At 37.4% G+C, this 18,191-nt stretch carries 13 protein-coding genes and 2 pseudogenes; 9 read left to right on the forward strand and 6 right to left on the reverse strand.

The annotated features are described in order from the left end of the window. The first annotated feature begins 63 nt into the window (after nucleotides 1-63). Complete coding sequence (locus tag ACFIJ9_RS02805; protein WP_012754908.1) at nucleotides 64-273, forward strand: cold-shock protein; 210 nt, start codon at nucleotides 64-66, stop codon at nucleotides 271-273. 320 nt (nucleotides 274-593) lie between these two features. Beyond that, on the forward strand, nucleotides 594-1,796 hold the full coding sequence (locus tag ACFIJ9_RS02810; RefSeq protein ID WP_375635705.1) for a pyridoxal phosphate-dependent aminotransferase: 1,203 nt from the start codon (nucleotides 594-596) through the stop codon (nucleotides 1,794-1,796). A gap of 1,146 nt (nucleotides 1,797-2,942) precedes the next feature. Here ACFIJ9_RS02810 and ACFIJ9_RS02815 read toward each other — a convergent pair. Both ACFIJ9_RS02815 and trxB read right to left on the reverse strand, forming a co-directional pair. Further along, nucleotides 2,943-3,848, reverse strand: a complete 906-nt coding sequence (locus ACFIJ9_RS02815; RefSeq protein WP_012754906.1) for a LysR family transcriptional regulator — start codon at nucleotides 3,846-3,848, stop codon at nucleotides 2,943-2,945. A 42-nt stretch (nucleotides 3,849-3,890) separates the two neighbouring features. After that, nucleotides 3,891-4,847, reverse strand: a complete 957-nt coding sequence (trxB, locus tag ACFIJ9_RS02820; protein ID WP_375635706.1) for a thioredoxin-disulfide reductase — start codon at nucleotides 4,845-4,847, stop codon at nucleotides 3,891-3,893. Nucleotides 4,848-5,158: 311 nt separating this feature from the next. Between trxB and ACFIJ9_RS02825 the strand changes: the two genes are divergently transcribed. After that, nucleotides 5,159-6,553 (forward strand): TrkH family potassium uptake protein, encoded by a 1,395-nt coding sequence (locus ACFIJ9_RS02825; RefSeq protein ID WP_375635707.1) that lies wholly within the window; start codon nucleotides 5,159-5,161, stop codon nucleotides 6,551-6,553. A 1,157-nt stretch (nucleotides 6,554-7,710) separates the two neighbouring features. On the opposite strand, the gene ACFIJ9_RS02830 is transcribed toward ACFIJ9_RS02825, so the two are convergent. Together ACFIJ9_RS02830 and greA are read right to left on the reverse strand one after the other, a co-directional pair. Next, nucleotides 7,711-8,769 carry a glycosyltransferase family 4 protein gene (locus tag ACFIJ9_RS02830; RefSeq protein ID WP_375635708.1) on the reverse strand — a complete coding sequence of 353 codons (1,059 nt, stop codon included), beginning with the start codon at nucleotides 8,767-8,769 and terminating at the stop codon, nucleotides 7,711-7,713. A gap of 17 nt (nucleotides 8,770-8,786) precedes the next feature. Then, nucleotides 8,787-9,260 carry a transcription elongation factor GreA gene (gene greA / locus ACFIJ9_RS02835; RefSeq protein WP_012754902.1) on the reverse strand — a complete coding sequence of 158 codons (474 nt, stop codon included), beginning with the start codon at nucleotides 9,258-9,260 and terminating at the stop codon, nucleotides 8,787-8,789. 338 nt (nucleotides 9,261-9,598) lie between these two features. On the opposite strand from greA, the gene ACFIJ9_RS02840 reads away from it, so the two are divergent. The 3 genes from ACFIJ9_RS02840 (at nucleotide 9,599) to ACFIJ9_RS02850 (ending at nucleotide 13,834) form a co-directional block, all read left to right on the forward strand. Then, nucleotides 9,599-9,913: an SH3 domain-containing protein gene (locus ACFIJ9_RS02840; protein WP_375635709.1), complete on the forward strand. Its 315-nt coding sequence runs from the start codon at nucleotides 9,599-9,601 to the stop codon at nucleotides 9,911-9,913. A 259-nt stretch (nucleotides 9,914-10,172) separates the two neighbouring features. Further along, nucleotides 10,173-12,482, forward strand: a complete 2,310-nt coding sequence (gene uvrB / locus ACFIJ9_RS02845; protein ID WP_375635710.1) for an excinuclease ABC subunit UvrB — start codon at nucleotides 10,173-10,175, stop codon at nucleotides 12,480-12,482. A 770-nt stretch (nucleotides 12,483-13,252) separates the two neighbouring features. Further along, entirely contained in the window at nucleotides 13,253-13,834 is a 582-nt protein-coding gene (locus ACFIJ9_RS02850; RefSeq protein WP_375635711.1) for a BA14K family protein, read from the forward strand. Nucleotides 13,835-13,885: 51 nt separating this feature from the next. On the opposite strand, the pseudogene ACFIJ9_RS02855 reads toward ACFIJ9_RS02850, so the two are convergent. Next, nucleotides 13,886-14,032 (reverse strand): annotated as a pseudogene (locus ACFIJ9_RS02855) (MBL fold metallo-hydrolase); the annotation flags it as partial. Between ACFIJ9_RS02855 and ACFIJ9_RS02860 the strand changes: the two are divergent. Then, a pseudogene (locus ACFIJ9_RS02860) lies at nucleotides 14,027-15,073 on the forward strand (helicase-related protein); the annotation flags it as partial. The pseudogenes ACFIJ9_RS02855 and ACFIJ9_RS02860 sit on opposite strands and share 6 nt — an antisense overlap. 770 nt (nucleotides 15,074-15,843) lie before the next feature. Further along, entirely contained in the window at nucleotides 15,844-16,620 is a 777-nt protein-coding gene (locus tag ACFIJ9_RS02865) for a BA14K family protein (RefSeq protein WP_375635712.1), read from the forward strand. A 65-nt stretch (nucleotides 16,621-16,685) separates the two neighbouring features. On the opposite strand, the gene ACFIJ9_RS02870 is transcribed toward ACFIJ9_RS02865, so the two are convergent. Further along, on the reverse strand, nucleotides 16,686-17,336 hold the full coding sequence (locus tag ACFIJ9_RS02870) for an MBL fold metallo-hydrolase (RefSeq protein ID WP_375635713.1): 651 nt from the start codon (nucleotides 17,334-17,336) through the stop codon (nucleotides 16,686-16,688). Between the two features lie 144 nt (nucleotides 17,337-17,480). Here ACFIJ9_RS02870 and ACFIJ9_RS02875 point away from each other — a divergent pair, with 144 nt between their 5' ends. Continuing rightward, nucleotides 17,481-18,185 carry a response regulator gene (locus ACFIJ9_RS02875; protein ID WP_375635714.1) on the forward strand — a complete coding sequence of 235 codons (705 nt, stop codon included), beginning with the start codon at nucleotides 17,481-17,483 and terminating at the stop codon, nucleotides 18,183-18,185. Nucleotides 18,186-18,191: the final 6 nt, after the last annotated feature.

Genomic DNA, 18,191 nt, shown 5'->3' on the forward strand with positions numbered 1-18,191 from the left:
AACCGTATTGAAGGAATGAAAGCTTCAATACTCAATATAATTATATATTCTAAGGAGTTTCCTATGTCTACAGGAACAGTTAAGTGGTTTAATACAACAAAAGGTTTCGGATTCATTCAGCCTAGTGATGGTAGTGCAGATGTATTTGTACACATTTCTGCCGTTGAGCGTTCTGGTCTAAACAGTCTTAATGAAGGGCAAAAAATTTCTTATGATGTTCTTCAAGATCGTCGTTCAGGAAAATTTGCCGCTGGCAACCTTGCTGCCCTTTAAAGTTTAAATTCTGCAGTATTTTATTTAAAAATCTTCGTCTGTAACGACGAAGATTTTTTATTTTGTATAAAGCATCATTTTACCTTGTTAAAATAAAAGACTGCTTACCTCCTTTGCACAATTTATCAAACCTCCCTTATACTTCCTCTAAAACTTTCATAAAATCTAAGAAGAAATTATCTTGTAAAAATCTCAAAAAAGAAGAATGTAAAGCCCGTGTAAGAGTATTTTGGAAGTTTTTTATTGCATACAATATAATCTCTTATAGAATATCCTTAAAGCAATAACTATTTGTTGATATAATATAAGGATTTAAAATTATGGCTTTTATTGCCGACAAACTGTCTCGTATCAAACCTTCTGCAACAATTGCTGCTTCCCAAAAAGCCCGTCATTTAAAAACATTAGGGCGCAACGTTATTGCTTTAAGCGCTGGAGAGCCAGACTTTGATACCCCAGACAACATCAAAAACGCGGCCATTGAAGCTATTCGAAGAGGAGAAACAAAATACCCTCCCATATCTGGAATTCCAGAATTGCGCCAAGCAATTTCTGCAAAGTTTAAAAGGGAAAATAATCTCAATTATGAACCAGAGCAAATTATTGTTGGTACCGGTGGAAAACAAATTCTCTTTAATGCATTGATGGCAACTTTGAATAAAGGGGATGAAGTCATCATTCCATCTCCTTATTGGGTAAGTTATCCAGAAATGGTTGCACTCAACGGTGGTACGCCTGTCTTTTTAGAAACAAAAGCCGAATTTTCTTATAAACTCCAACCACAAGAGCTAGAAGCTGCCATTACCCCCAAAACCAAATGGTTCATCTTTAACTCTCCTTCAAATCCATCAGGTGCCGCTTATACACATAATGAATTGAAAAAACTCACAGATGTTTTAGTAAAATATTCTCATGTTTATATTCTTTCCGATGATATATATGAACATCTCACATATGAGGGTTTTACCTTTGTTACTCCAGCTCAAGTAGAACCAGCGCTTTATGAGCGTACACTCACAATGAATGGTGTTTCCAAAGCCTATGCGATGACGGGATGGAGAATCGGCTATGCAGGGGGACCACAAGAATTAATTAAAGCTATGGATACCATTCAAGGTCAGCAAACATCTGGAACAAGTGTCATTTCACAATGGGCTGCTGTTGAAGCACTCAATGGGCCACAAAGCTTTATCGCTAAAAATAAAAGTATTTTTCAAGCACGCCGTGATTTCGTTGTTTCCATGCTAAACCAAGCTCCTGGCATTCACTGTCCAACGCCCGAAGGTGCTTTTTATGTTTATCCCTCTTGCACAGGACTTATTGGAAAGAAAACACCCAACGGTCAATGTATTACGAATGATGAAGACTTTGCCATAGCGCTTCTAGAAACAGAAGCTGTTGCTGTCGTCCAAGGATCTGCTTTTGGACTTGGATCAGCTTTTCGTATTTCTTATGCAACATCAGAAGAATTACTTGAAGAAGCTTGTATACGTATACAGCGCTTTTGCAACAGTTTAATTTAAAATTTTTAATATCATCTCTTGTGATCGTTTTTTTTGCCGAATGTCAGTATATCCGAGAAAATATCGGAAATTGTATCATGGTCTGAATCAATCGATTCAGTAAAAATATCCATGAATAAACACAACAATAGAGGCTGTAGATAAAGAGCAAAAAAATCTAGCGATCAAATAAATGAATCGGTTTATTATCATGAGAGATGAAAAAACTATTCTGCTTTCTCTATTCAATTTATAACTCTAAAAAAGATCGAGCACTTTTAAACACAATTGCCCTTATAATCAAATCTTTTCTATTTCTCGGCTTCTTCTTCGTCCTAAAATGAAGAAGAAGCCTCCTCCCGTCGTTATGTAAACAATCCAGTTTCCTTTAAGTTCTATCTAATAACGACTTGATTTACTTCATAGGCTTTATGAACAAGACCTGCCTTAAATATTCACCTCTCACTCTAATAAAAAGCACCTCAATGTATAAAGTTTTAAATATTTTATATCACGCCCCTAAAAGACAGACTTTTATGCTACAACAGAATAAATCTCTCTCAAACTCCTTATTGAATTTTAGTATTCTTAAAAAATTGTTGGATATCCACAAGTTTCGAAATTTTTTCCTTATCATCCTCCCATATATTGCAATTTCTAGGAGCTCTTTCAAAAATAAAAAAAAGCCGGACATACGTCCGGCAAATTTGGAAAATCCTCAGAGATAAAATCAATCTGATAGATCTTCGTAAGGGAACACTCAAGAAAATGCACTGGGAGGCAACATAATCAAGAGATAGCATTCTATGTCATTTTATAAGAAAAAGTACAATAAAGACTTAAGCGTATCTGCTATGCAATAAACACATAGCTTTAAATTTGTCTCCATCATGTACCACTCTTTATTAATTAAATATAAAAATGTAAGCTACACCATCACACGATTGTCCAGTTTTCAATATATAATAACTCTCACATTTGCTAGCATTCATAAAAAACATTTATCCCTTTTTTCAAAAGTATTTTTCCACACGGACTCCATCCACTTTTAATGTGCAACGAATAGTTTTAATTGATTCAATATGGGCAAATTTAAAACGAAAGAATATTAGGGGAGTCTCAAATTGTAAAAAAGTTAATTATTCCTTATAAATTAAGGCATTAACATTAAAAAGACCACTGACGGGCTTTTAAAAAAATATAATCTCGAAAAGCATTTAACCTTGCCAAATTCTTTAAATTATAAGGATAACAAAAAAAAGTATCAAAAGAAGGAATATCAACCATATCAGGAAAAAGACGCACCAAATGCTCATCATTATTGACGATATAATCAGGCAGCACAGCAATCCCAAGATCACGCATAAGCGCATTCTTTATTGAGATGATATTGTTGATTTGTAGAACTGAAACGCGCAATGATCCATCACTTCTACCAGCCTTTTCCAACCAATTTAAACCAGACAAATAAGGTGGGACAGGTTCACCGAACGAAATAATACGATGCTCATCGAGATCAGACAATTTTTCCGGCTTTCCATAATTTGCAATATACTTTTCCGAAGCATAAACATGCATATGAATTGTAAAGAGTTTTCTTTGTATAAGATCAGGTTGTTGGGGTTGATGTAAGCGAACAGCACAATCCGCATGACACATTGTCAAATCAAGCTCTTCATCGGAAAGCAAAAGCTGAACCTGCATATCAGGATAAAGACTAAGAAATTCTGGCATACGCTCTGCAATCCACCCTGCCCCCATTCCAAAGGTCGAGGTCACACGCAAGTGCCCCGTTGGTTTTGCATAGCTTTCACTTAGTTGCAAACGTACACTTTCAAGCTTCATCAAAACATCATGAGCTGTACGATAAAGAGTTTCTCCCTGTTCTGTAAGAATCAAACCACGCGCATGACGTTGAAATAAGGATACCCCAACCTCTTGTTCTAAAGCCGAAACCTGTCGTGAAACTGCTGACTGAGATAAATGAAGCTTTTGAGCAGCATGCGTAAAAGATCCCGCTTCTGCTGCAGCGTGAAAAACCCTTAACTTATCCCAATCCAACGGTGGCGCCACAATTAATTCTACCTCTAGATTCTTTATGTTCTCAATGAGTTACTAACGCTTAGATATATCTAAAAACCGTTCTGCCTCCAACGCTGCCATACATCCTCTTCCCGCAGCTGTTACAGCTTGGCGGAATATTTCATCTGTTACATCCCCAGCAGCAAAAACACCAGCAATGCTTGTTGCTGTTGAGTCCGGTGCTGTCCATAAATAGCCGCCTCGTTTTTGTTTCAGCTGTCCTTCAAACAGAGAAACAGCAGGATCATGCCCTATAGCAATAAATATTCCCTCTGCATTCACGGTCATCTCGTGACCTGTCTTAACATTTTTCAGACGTGCCCCTGTTACAACAGCGCCCACTGGCCCCTGTGCTGGCAGCCCCACAATTTCTTCCACCACATGATCCCAAATGATACGTACGTTCTTGCAAGCAAGCAACCTATCTTGCAAAATTTTTTCTGCCCGAAAATGATCTCGGCGATGAACCACGCTTACACTTTTAGCCAAATGCGATAAATAAAGTGCTTCTTCAACAGCGGTATTTCCTCCTCCCACGACAATAACGTCCTTATCACGGTAAAAAAAGCCATCACATGTAGCACAAGCGGACACACCACCGCCCATAAAGGTTTGTTCACTTTCTAAACCAAGCCAGCGCGCTTGAGCTCCTGTTGCAATAATCAGTGCATCACAAGAATATTGTGTTCCTGAATCCCCATATAAGACAAAAGGATACTTCAACAAATCAGCCTTTATAATTGTATCATAGACAATTTTTGTCCCCATATTCTCAGCTTGTTTCGCCATTTGTTCCATCAACCACGGTCCTTGAATGGGATCTGCAAAACCTGGATAATTCTCAACATCAGTTGTAATTGTCAATTGTCCACCCTGCTGCAAGCCCGTCACCAAAACCGGCTTAAGCATTGCTCTTGCTGCATAGATCGCCGCTGTATAACCAGCCGGACCTGAGCCAATAATCAGCAGACGAATATGCGATTGTATCATTAAATCCCCTTCACTTTATTATAACTTAATTATTCTATAAATGATAACGGAATGCAGCCTTTTAAAAAAATATTTTTCAAGAGCCTCGATTATGTTATATGTACTTCATTTTCAAGTTTTATGAAAAGGTCTGATTACCAATTCATCAAGGCATGCTAATGTTAAGGATTAATCTTTATCCTATAAAGAGAAAAACGTAAATTCTTATGAGCACAAAACCATAATAAAAAGAGATACAAAGATAGGGAACGGTCATTTTTCAGTTTATTATCAATGTCTGTGCACGTTTTGCGTTAATCATGGCAGGAGCAATGCTTTTGCCAATTTTTGTGGATCTGCACGACAACAATCGTAATTGGATAACCTTTCTCTATTCTTGTGCCATAACCACCATGTTAGCAACGCTGATTCTTTTAGCAACTAAGGGAGCTACTTGTCGTTTTTCAGCACGGCTTGGCTTTATGCTCACTGTTTGTCTTTGGCTAACAGGAAGCATCGTAGGTGCCTTACCTCTTTATCTTTCTCCTCTTCCCATTTCTCTAGCAGGAGCCATTTTTGAATCTGTTTCTGGAATTACAACAACAGGCTCCACAGTCCTTTCTGATCTTGATAATTTATCGCGAAGTATTTTGTTATGGCGTTCTCTTATATGCTGGATTGGGGGCATTGGTTTTATCGGTTTAGCCCTCTTACTTTTGCCTTCACTGCGTGTGGGTGGCGTACGACTTTTTCATATGGAATCATCTGATAAATCTGAAAAAATATTGCCTCGCATCAACCAAATTGCTAACGGAATTATCATCGCTTATGTTGGTCTCACATTGGCTTGTATGCTTTCTTATTTTGCTGCAGGCATGAATTTATTTGATGCCATTAACCATGCAATGAGTACAGTCGCAACAGCTGGTTTTTCAACGCATGATGCTTCTTTTGGTTATTTTTCAGATAAACCAGCCATCTTAATTATTTCAACAATCTTCATGTTGCTTTCTGCTTTGCCCTTCGTACTTTATGTTAAATTAGTCCTTCCTGGACACTCCAAACGCTTCCTTGACCCACAAGTGATTGTTTTTCTCCATATCGTTCTCCTTTTCAGCTTTGCTTTAGCGGCATGGCTACGGTTTTATGATCATCGCGCGTTCCACTTGATTTTCCTTGATGTCATTTTTCACCTTTCATCCATTATTAGCACCACAGGTTACAGCGCTGAAGATTATCAACTTTGGGGACCGTTTGCGCTTGGAATTTTCTTCATTGTTTCTTTTACAGGCGGATGTGCTGGTTCTACTTCTGGTGGCATGAAAATCAATCGCCTCATTATTCTTTGGCGTATTACACAAACAAATATAGAAAAACTTCTTTCTCCTAATGTCATTGTAAAGGCGCGCTACGATCACTCAAATATATCAAACGATGTTGCACAAGCCGTTTTGTTTTTTGTCTGTCTTTATATGTTTTGCCTTATTATCGGCACTGCACTTTTGCTTACAACCGGTCTTGACTTTACTTCTGCCTTTACAGGGGTCTTAACCGCACTTTCAAATGTTGGTCCAGGCTTTGGAGATATTATTGGCCCCGCTGGTAATTTCTCTACAATCAACGATAATGCTTTATGGATTTTAAGTTTTCTAATGTTAGCTGGACGCCTTGAAATCATAACAATATTCGTCCTTTTTATTCCCGCTTTCTGGCGTGAACAATTCTAATGCATAGAGCATTTTATTCTACCATGATAAAAAATTTACAAGATAAAAAAGCGTGAACAGTATGAGTCATAATATTCACCCCTCACTCAATCCACTGAAGATTTCCTAAAATTTCATACAAATCATCATATCAATGATATAAATGTTGATATAAAAATAATTCGACAAGAGCAATCAAATACCAAGAGCCTTCAAATCCAGAACATATAAAACTTCACTTTATTGATCTTCTTTATCAAATAAAGTGGGCACATAGAACATCCTTTTTTTACGAATAATCTCTCATGCAAAAAATATGAATATTTGCTGATAAAAGTGCGTTTTCTCTTTAATAGAGTTACATCCTTATAGAAAATAAAATGCTATTATATTACGAATTCACAAGCTTGTTTGTAAAAAACATCTCACAATACTCATCACCCCCATTTCACGACAGCTCTCATGAAAGATATAAAATGGGCACCATCATTTTTACTTAAATAATAATAAGGTGCAAGGCGGTACCACAAAATAAGATATAAATTAGTACCACCATACTATTTTCTTTCTGTTAATGTCGTAACAGCCTGCATTTCAGACAATTTATAAGAAATTTCTTTATACCCTGTCTTCAATAGTTTTTATCCACCACATGCTTTCTTCCAATTGTGATGTGCAAGAGGATAGCTCTTATTCAAATTAAAAAGGTAAATTATCTATAGAAATCATATATATATATTGATCTTAGATCCATCTTATTATGAATTTATTGAAAATATGTACGACTATTTTACCCATGGAGACACCATAAATATCTTTTTAAAGACAAGAAAACGTTTTTTCTATCTATTTAAGTCTTCCAAAACGAACAATATCAGTACGACACCGTATATCTAAACTTGAGTTAAAGCATTATTTTCTTATTCTAAAATATCACTGAATAAAAATAATTTTCCTCTCTCCTAGTATGCTTCATCATAAAGCACATATTGCTCTCAAGCGTATACATTTTTAATCTTTTATCCAAAATTTTGAGAACTTCTTATAGCGTTCTACTAAAGACAATATAAATTTTGTAAAATAACATTTATATCATTGAGCTGTTTTCTTGATGACTATGAAAAACCTTTAAGGAAGACACTTTTTATCACTCCTCAAAAAGATTTTTGATATAATAATCAAAGTGTTTTTTCCGCAAACAGTTCTTTGTAAACACGCTCAATCTCGGTTGTCTCCTTTTCCAAAGGAAAGTGTGTACGAACATGGGTTAAAGCTTTCTTTCCGGCTACCAATGTTTTTTCTACATCAGCAAAATAAGGTTCAATTGCTGCTGTTAAAGCCGCTCCATCTCCTGCTTTTACAACTGTTCCTGTTCCCTCGACCACCAATTCTTTATAAGCTCCTGCATCACTCGTTACAACCGCAACCTGTGATGCCATTGCTTCTAATGGTGTTAAACCGAAACCTTCTGTACGAGAAGGTGCAACATAAAGCGATAAACGACGATACCACAAAGGGATATCCAGAATCTCACCAAGAAAAATAATGCGATCATCCAGACCAGCCTTAGCAATCTTTTGGTGTAATTCTTTTTCAAAATGATAATATTGCTCTGTCGTACGACCAGCGATAAGTGCTGTCCATTCAGGATAGTCAGGCAATAACGCTATCATGGCATCAACAAATAAATCTGTTCCCTTTGAGTAACGCAGACGCCCAAAACACCCTACCGCGTATTTTCCTGGAAATCCTGTCGAAAAAAAGCAATCATCAAGAGTCTGTGGTGGAGTAAAACGCTTCACATCCACCCCATGCATAATAACCTTATGAGGCACTTCTAGATAAGCGCCCGTATGTGTACTGGTAGCGATAACCCTATCCATACAGCGAATCAACCATTTGGTAAAAGGCTTATGATGGCGTTGTGAAGCCGATGTAAAGATAAGTTTCAGCTTCATTTTCAAGATATCGCGCAAAAAGATCCCAAAAAGCATCTCAATATTGCGTCGTGCATGCCAAATACGAAATGGCTTCCCTTTCGGACTTTTCCAAAGTCCGAAAAGGTCCTTAAAAGCAAGAGCCGGCAAAGTTTGTGGTAAACCAAACCCCAAAGTGGATATACGCACACCCTGTTCGCGTTGCAGTGGAATAAGCTGAATAATCGTAGATGTTACTCCCGATAAACGCCTTTTAAAGTGAGGCGCAATAATCTCAGTTTCATCCAAAGATACACGCATAATAATCCATATGTTATTTAGATGTACTGAACCTTAATGATCTCGTAATTATGCGCACCACCGGGTGCATTCACCTCAATCACATCACCTTCTTGCTTGCCAATGAGTGCACGTGCAATAGGCGAAGAAATAGAGATTTTACCAACCTTTACATCAGCTTCTTGATCTCCTACGATCTGATACACTTTTTTTTCTTCAGTATCCTCATCCAAGAGTTTAATGGTTGCTCCAAATTTTATTTTGTCGCCTGAAAGACGCGTGACATCTATAACTTCTGCTCGTGCGATATAATCTTCAAGCTCATTTATACGCCCCTCATTATGGCTTTGCGCTTCTTTAGCTGCATGATACTCAGCATTTTCTGATAAATCACCATGTGCACGCGCCTCAGAAATTGCTTCAATAATTCGCGGACGCTCCTGTTGTTGACGCCAACGCAACTCTTCTTTAAGACTCTCAAAACCAGCTGTAGTCATCGGAACTTTTTCCATAATCCGTCCCTTTCTATTACACGGAAGGTTTAATAAAAATACAAAAAACGGCTTCCAAAATTACTTTTGGAATCCGAAAACTACGATCTTTTTTATTATATAGTACAGTATCGCTATTTTCCATACAAAAATAAATAAAGGAAACAAAACATGCACAAATAGTGATTAAAACATCTCATTTTGGTGTTTAAACCGTTAAACTTCACTCTTCTCTTTAAAGTCTCCTAAAGAAGAAAGAATTGTATTTTTTTCTGTTTTATCATAATCTAGGAAAAGAAATCATATGGGATACAAAGAGAGAAGGATAGAAAATCTCTAAAGAAATTCTTTACAGAAGAATGAAAAAAATCGTCATTTTTTTTATGTTTGGCTTTTTCTTTTTCGCCACAACAGTATCTGAAGCTGCGGATGCTTTTGTTACGAGGAATCTTAATTTTAGAACAGGTCCCAGCACTCAGTATGCACTTTGCGGCTTAATCTCTGCTGGAGAATTGGTTTTTGTTAAAAACTGTGAAGGAAATTGGTGCCATATCCGATATAACACTCAAATCGGTTGGGTGTCATCTCGTTATCTTTCATTTAAAGATGGAAATGATCTTTATCACACATACACGATGTCTTTAGTACCCAAACGTACCGATTATTCTCCATAACAGCCATAATAACTTATGCCATCTTAAATATCATCATGGCAAAAATGCAATAGTGTCCACGAACAACCACAAATATGCTCCTCCAAAGAAACACTTCGAAGAATTCGTCTCATAGAAAAAACTTGATCAATATCCTAATGAAAGCTCCAATAAACCAAAATAAATCTGTTCAATAACGTTTTGCTGTTGTCGTGATGAAATTGTAAAAATTAGTATTTTCTTTAAAATCACCAGCACTTTTCTATCAAAGGATACAACAATGAAAAATGGTGTTACAGCAACAGTTGAGGCTCTTTCTGCTCTGATTGCTTCAGGTAATCCTCTTTTTAAGAATGGTGCATTATGGACACCTCACCGCCCTATTCGTCCTGAAAAGTCTGAAGGTGGTATTCCATTTCAACTCGAAACCCCCTTTGAACCTGCGGGAGATCAACCTCAAGCCATTAAAACTCTGGTTGATGGAATTCAAAAAGATGAACGTACACAAGTGCTTTTGGGTGTTACCGGCTCAGGAAAAACCTATACAATGGCTAAAATCATTGAAGAAACACAGCGTCCAGCTTTAATCTTAGCACCAAATAAAACTCTAGCAGCACAGCTTTACGGAGAGTTTAAAAGTTTTTTTCCCCACAATGCCGTCGAATATTTTGTTTCCTATTATGACTATTATCAGCCAGAAGCCTACGTTGCACGCTCTGATACCTATATTGAAAAAGAATCCTCAATTAATGAACAAATCGACCGTATGCGCCATGCTGCAACACGTGCTGTTCTTGAACGTGATGACGTCATTATTGTCGCATCTGTATCCTGTATCTACGGGATTGGTTCAGTAGAAACTTATACTGCTATGACCTTCAAAATAGAAAAAGGTGATAAACTCAATCAACGGCAATTACTGGCCGATTTAGTTGCCCAACACTATCATCGACAAGATATTAATTTCATTCGTGGTTCCTTTCGTGTTCGAGGGGATACAATTGAAATTTTCCCTGCCCACCTCGAAGATCGTGCTTGGCGTATTTCGCTCTTTGGCGATGAAGTGGAAACAATTACGGAATTTGATCCTCTCACAGGACAAAAAACAGGCGACCTTCAATCGATTAAAATTTATGCCAACTCACACTACGTAACACCACGCCCAACACTTAACCAAGCGATGAAATCGATTAAAATGGAACTCGTTCAACGCCTCGATGAGTTGAACGCAGCTGGACGTCTTTTAGAAGCACAACGTTTAGAACAACGTACAATTTTTGATTTGGAAATGTTGGAAACCACCGGCTCATGCTCTGGAATCGAAAATTATTCACGCTATTTAACAGGACGAAAACCCGGAGAACCACCACCAACCTTGTTCGAATACATTCCAAACAATGCTCTTGTTTTTATCGATGAAAGCCACGTAACCATTCCCCAAATTGGAGGCATGTACCGAGGTGACTTTCGAAGAAAAGCAACCCTAGCAGAATATGGGTTTCGCCTACCTTCCTGTATGGACAATCGCCCTTTACGCTTTGAAGAATGGGATGCCATGCGCCCACAAACTATTGCCGTCTCTGCAACACCAGGACGCTGGGAAATAGAACAATCTCATGGCACTTTTGCAGAACAAATTATTCGTCCAACAGGGCTCATTGATCCACCAACAGAGGTTCGTCCAGCCAGCAATCAAGTCGATGATGTTGTGAATGAAATTCGTAAAACAATTCAAAAAGGCTACCGTACATTGGTGACAGTTCTCACAAAGCGTATGGCCGAGGACTTAACTGAATATCTCCACGAACAAGATATTCGCGTACGCTATATGCATTCTGACATTGATACATTAGAACGCATTGAAATTCTACGCGATCTGCGGCTTGGCACCTTTGATGTCCTCATCGGTATCAACTTGCTCCGAGAAGGCTTAGATATTCCAGAATGTGGTTTTGTTGCCATTCTAGATGCCGATAAGGAGGGCTTTTTGCGCTCTGAAACTTCCCTCATACAAACAATCGGACGTGCTGCACGTAATGTGGATGGCCACGTTATCCTCTATGCAGATACAATCACAGGCTCCATAGAACGAGCCTTACAGGAGACACAAAGACGTCGACAAAAACAAATAGCCTATAATGAAGAACACCATATCACACCGAAAAGTATCAAAAAAAATATCGGAGATATTCTCAATTCAGGCTATGAAAACAACCATATTCGCACAAATATCCCTGATGTCATCGAGAAAAAAAATATGGTTGGCAACAATTTGACATCTCATATTAAACACCTTGAAAAATTAATGCATGAAGCGGCTGCTGATCTCAACTTTGAAGAAGCAGCGCGACTTCGCGATGAAATCAAACAATTACAAAAGATAGAACTAGAAATCGCTGAGAGCCCCTTAACACATCATAGCGAACAATCCACCCATGAGCCCGTGTTACAACCAAGCCTTTTCTCCAAACCAGACCTTGCACATATGGGACCAACCATAGACACTGGTATTTTGGAAAATCGAAAAGGAAAATCTGGTAAAAACACCCCTAATCAAGCAACAATAAAACGAAAAAAACACAATCAATAAAGGAGCAAAAAATTTCAAACCGCCTAAAATAATCTTCAGCTCTTCTAAAAAACGACTAAAGCTCAAAAGCAAACAGCACTATCCGCAAAACAGACGACCTCAAACATCAAGGGAGCTCCAGTTTATCTAAAACACCATGAGAGAGAACATTTTACAAAAAATGCCCAAACTTTATTGACTTTTTAAGCAATTTTTCTTGTTAAACCGCGTTATAAAAAATCCCTAAAAATGTAAAAAACTTCTAAACTCTAAAAAAGAAGACAAATTTAAAGAAAATTTTTTATATATATCAAAAAAATCATAAAATGTATTATCTTTATACAGTTATACTATGATATAGAACTCAAATATTATTTAGCCTTACAAGAGAATATTCAAACAGGATACTGTTCTATAACACAAATAAAGTAAAACAAGAATTTATCATAGCACCATAAGCTTATGATAAAAAATGATATAACTTTTATTCATACACCTATTATTCAATTTATATTGTATCAAGTGATACAAAAAGTATCCCTAAATAAAGAGTTTATATTCCATAGTAAAAAATCGTGGACTCTTAATACAAACTTATTAATTAACCTCAAGCAGAGTACATTAATTGAAATCAAAATTCTGTCATGATTTTATTTTACTGTATCTTCGATAGGTTTAACTAAATGAATTTTCATTTGTTTTGCCACAATAAAGTCCAAAATTATTCAGGCTCTATTCAGTTTGAAACGTGTAGGATGTGAAAAATACGAATTTACACAAGGAGCATCATTATGAAAAAGGTGATCAGGTTAGCGGTATTATCAGCAATGTCAACTGCAACCGTTTTCATGCCGCTAAATGCAACGCTTGCGGATATGGTACGGTATCAAATGAGTGAAATGAAGAGGGAGGCTGGTTTACCGTCTCGCAATTTTAGCTCCCATTCTTTTCATAGTAAACATCACTCTTTTGATGATCCCCACAAGCGTCATTATTTCAGCCAGACATGGAGAGAACAACATCAGCATCACGTTGAAAGCAAGACATATCATTATGTCGAACGCAAAAAGACAAAACACAGTAATATTCAAGGAAATGCTTTAGCATTGGGCATTCTTGCTCTTGCAGCAGGTGCAGTTCTTAGTAAAGTTTTTAAAAAACCAGAACAGCCACAAATTGTCTATCAAGACGCACCACAAAATCAGGTGATTTATCAAGTGCAGCAAACGGTGGAATATGAGCCAGTACAACAATCATCAGAATCTGATTGGCTTCAATATTGCAAGAAAAAATACCGTTCCTTCAACCCTAAAACAGGGACTTTTCGAGGCAGTGATGGCTTAAATCATGTCTGCTATGCTCCAGTAAATTGAATTAACATTGAGAAAAGCCCGCTCTAAAGCGGGTTTTTTATGCCCTCCCCCTTAGATCTTTTGAAGAAAAGGATTCCATTGGCGTTCATAGCCTATGTTACTTTTGGGACCATACCCACAGATAAAATAAACGTCGTCGCCTAAGGACAAAACTTTTTCTCGAAGGGATTGCATCAATTTTTCATGGAAACACAATGGGATGCCATGCGCCCACAGACTATTGCCGTCTCTGCAACACCAGGACGCTGGGAAATAGAACAATCTCATGGCACTTTTGCAGAACAAATTATTCGTCCAACAGGGCTCATTGATCCACCAACAGAGGTTCGTCCAGCCAGCAATCAAGTCGATGATGTTGTGAATGAAATTCGTAAAACAATTCAAAAAGGCTACCGTACATTGGTGACAGTTCTCACAAAGCGTATGGCCGAGGACTTAACTGAATATCTCCACGAACAAGATATTCGCGTACGCTATATGCATTCTGACATTGATACATTAGAACGCATTGAAATTCTACGCGATCTGCGGCTTGGCACCTTTGATGTCCTCATCGGTATCAACTTGCTCCGAGAAGGCTTAGATATTCCAGAATGTGGTTTTGTTGCCATTCTAGATGCCGATAAGGAGGGCTTTTTGCGCTCTGAAACTTCCCTCATACAAACAATCGGACGTGCTGCACGTAATGTGGATGGCCACGTTATCCTCTATGCAGATACAATCACAGGCTCCATAGAACGAGCCTTACAGGAGACACAAAGACGTCGACAAAAACAAATAGCCTATAATGAAGAACACCATATCACACCGAAAAGTATCAAAAAAAATATCGGAGATATTCTCAATTCAGGCTATGAAAACAACCATATTCGCACAAATATCCCTGATGTCATCGAGAAAAAAAATATGGTTGGCAACAATTTGACATCTCATATTAAACACCTTGAAAAATTAATGCATGAAGCGGCTGCTGATCTCAACTTTGAAGAAGCAGCGCGACTTCGCGATGAAATCAAACAATTACAAAAGATAGAACTAGAAATCGCTGAGAGCCCCTTAACACATCATAGCGAACAATCCACCCATGAGCCCGTGTTACAACCAAGCCTTTTCTCCAAACCAGACCTTGCACATATGGGACCAACCATAGACACTGGTATTTTGGAAAATCGAAAAGGAAAATCTGGTAAAAACACCCCTAATCAAGCAACAATAAAACGAAAAAAACACAATCAATAAAGGAGCAAAAAATTTCAAACCGCCTAAAATAATCTTCAGCTCTTCTAAAAAACGACTAAAGCTCAAAAGCAAACAGCACTATCCGCAAAACAGACGACCTCAAACATCAAGGGAGCTCCAGTTTATCTAAAACACCATGAGAGAGAACATTTTACAAAAAATGCCCAAACTTTATTGACTTTTTAAGCAATTTTTCTTGTTAAACCGCGTTATAAAAAATCCCTAAAAATGTAAAAAACTTCTAAACTCTAAAAAAGAAGACAAATTTAAAGAAAATTTTTTATATATATCAAAAAAATCATAAAATGTATTATCTTTATACAGTTATACTATGATATAGAACTCAAATATTATTTAGCCTTACAAGAGAATATTCAAACAGGATACTGTTCTATAACACAAATAAAGTAAAACAAGAATTTATCATAGCACCATAAGCTTATGATAAAAAATGATATAACTTTTATTCATACACCTATTATTCAATTTATATTGTATCAAGTGATACAAAAAGTATCCCTAAATAAAGAGTTTATATTCCATAGTAAAAAATCGTGGACTCTTAATACAAACTTATTAATTAACCTCAAGCAGAGTACATTAATTGAAATCAAAATTCTGTCATGATTTTATTTTACTGTATCTTCGATAGGTTTAACTAAATGAATTTTCATTTGTTTTGCCACAATAAAGTCCAAAATTATTCAGGCTCTATTCAGTTTGAAACGTGTAGGATGTGAAAAATACGAATTTACACAAGGAGCATCATTATGAAAAAGGTGATCAGGTTAGCGGTATTATCAGCAATGTCAACTGCAACCGTTTTCATGCCGCTAAATGCAACGCTTGCGGATATGGCATGGGACTTTACTCACCCTCTCACGAGAGAAATAGATGATATGAAGAGGAAGATGCGTAAAGAAAGAGATGATGCGACAAGGGAAATTGATAAGAAAATTGATGATATCTGGCGTTCCCGTTTTTCTAGCTCCCATTGTTCTGATAGCAAAAATGTCTGTCATTCTGATGATTTCCAAAAGTTTGTTGATGATTTCCGCAAGCTTTCTGAAGAAAACTCTAGAAGATTTAAAGCCAAACATAATAGGACGGAACAACAACAACAACAACAACATCAACATCATCATCAACATCATCATCATCATCATCATCATCATTATTATCATCATGTTGAAAACAAAACATATCATCACATTGAGCGTAAAAAGACAAAACACAGTAATATTCATATAGACAACTCAGGAGATGCTTTAGCGGTGGGTATTCTTGGTACAATTTTAAAAAAACCAGAACAGCCACAAGTGGTTTATCAAATAGTACCACAAAATCAGGTAATTTATCAAAAAGTTCCGCAAAATCAAAGAGTTTATCAGGTGCAGCAAACGGTGGAATATGAGCCACTCCAGCAATCATTAGAATCTGATTGGCTTAACTATTGCAAGAAAAAATACCGTTCCTTCAACCCTAAAACAGGGACTTTTCGAGACCGTAATGGTTTGGAACACATTTGTTATGCCCCAATAAATTAACTTCTGTTCTACTAAAAAAGTCTTAAATGGCACAAAAAAACGCTTCAAAGCGTTTTTTTGTTTGCTCATATATTAAAATCTTGAAGAAAAGAATTATTTTGGCGCTCATAGCCTATGCTACTTTTAGGACCATGCCCACAGATAAAACAAACATCATCGCCTAAGGGTAAAACTTTTTCTCGAAGAGAGTGCATCAATTTTTCATGAGAACAGAAGGGGAAATCAGTGCGTCCAATAGAACCACGAAAGAGCACATCACCCAAGAGAGCTAAGCGTTCTTTTTCATTGAAATAAATAACATGACCAGGAGAATGTCCTGGGGTGTGAAAAACCTTAAACACATGTCCAGCAAAATGAACGCACTCACCATCTTCTAACCATTGGTCAGGAATACAGATGCACGCATCAGTGATGCCGTAATTTCTTGCGCTTTCGCTCACGGCATCCATCACAGGCTTATCATCGCGATGTGAACCGATAATTTTTACATTAAGCGCCTCTTTCGCTTGCATTGCTGCTCCCACATGATCAAAATGACCATGTGTTATCCAAATAGCCTCAACGATAACGCCATTCTTTTCGATTACGTCTTGAATCCGCGGCCAATCACCACCGGGATCAACGAGAACCCCCGTTTTACATTCACTATCAAAAAGCAAAGTGCAATTTTGTTGGAATGTCGTAACTGGAATAATATGTGCACTAAGATTCCCCATGACGTCCTTTTCAAAAGTAAAATTTTACTAAGTTTATAAGGAGCATTCCTCTCCCTCTACAAAAAATAGTCTGCTCGACAGCTTTATACAACTTATGTAAACTTGCATCTTGTGTAAACTAAATTTTTATCAAGGTTTTTAAGAATGACCAATCACGTTCAAGTTTTGTGTGACGATGCCCCTCACCTTCTTGTGATTGATGATGATACTCGCATTCGCAATCTTTTATTTCAATTTCTCATTAAAAATGGATTTCGTGTTTCAGTTTCAGCCAATGCTAATGAAGCAAGACGACTGTTGGCAAGTTTAGATTTTGATCTTCTTATTGTTGATGTCATGATGCCTGGTGAAAACGGTATTGATCTTACTCATTCACTCCGCCAAACAAAAGATGTTCCCATTCTCATGCTAACAGCTTTATCAGAAATAGACAATCGTATCCATGGCTTAGAAGCGGGTGCAGATGATTATCTTGCTAAGCCGTTTGATCCTCGTGAACTTCTCCTTCGTATCAATGCCATTTTACGGCGTGGCTTTCCCCTTAGCCAACCAAAAATTGAGCAGATCGTTTTTGGACCTTATATATTTTCAATTTCACGACGCGAACTCAAAAAAGGAGGAGAAATTATTAAATTAACAGATAAAGAACAAGAAATGATGGTCATTTTTGCCGAAAATGCAGGCGATACAATTCCGCGCCATAAATTCGCGGCCGATGACAGCAATATAAGTGAACGTGCCATTGATGTACAGATCAACCGCCTTCGTCGTAAAATCGAAAAAAACCCAGCACTGCCTATATGGCTCCAAACCGTGCGAGGAATAGGGTACAAACTCTCTATTGAATAGGCACAA

Origin of the sequence: Bartonella sp. MR90HLJMH (assembly GCF_042194115.1) — a bacterium.
GTDB classification, from domain to species: domain Bacteria; phylum Pseudomonadota; class Alphaproteobacteria; order Rhizobiales; family Rhizobiaceae; genus Bartonella; species Bartonella grahamii.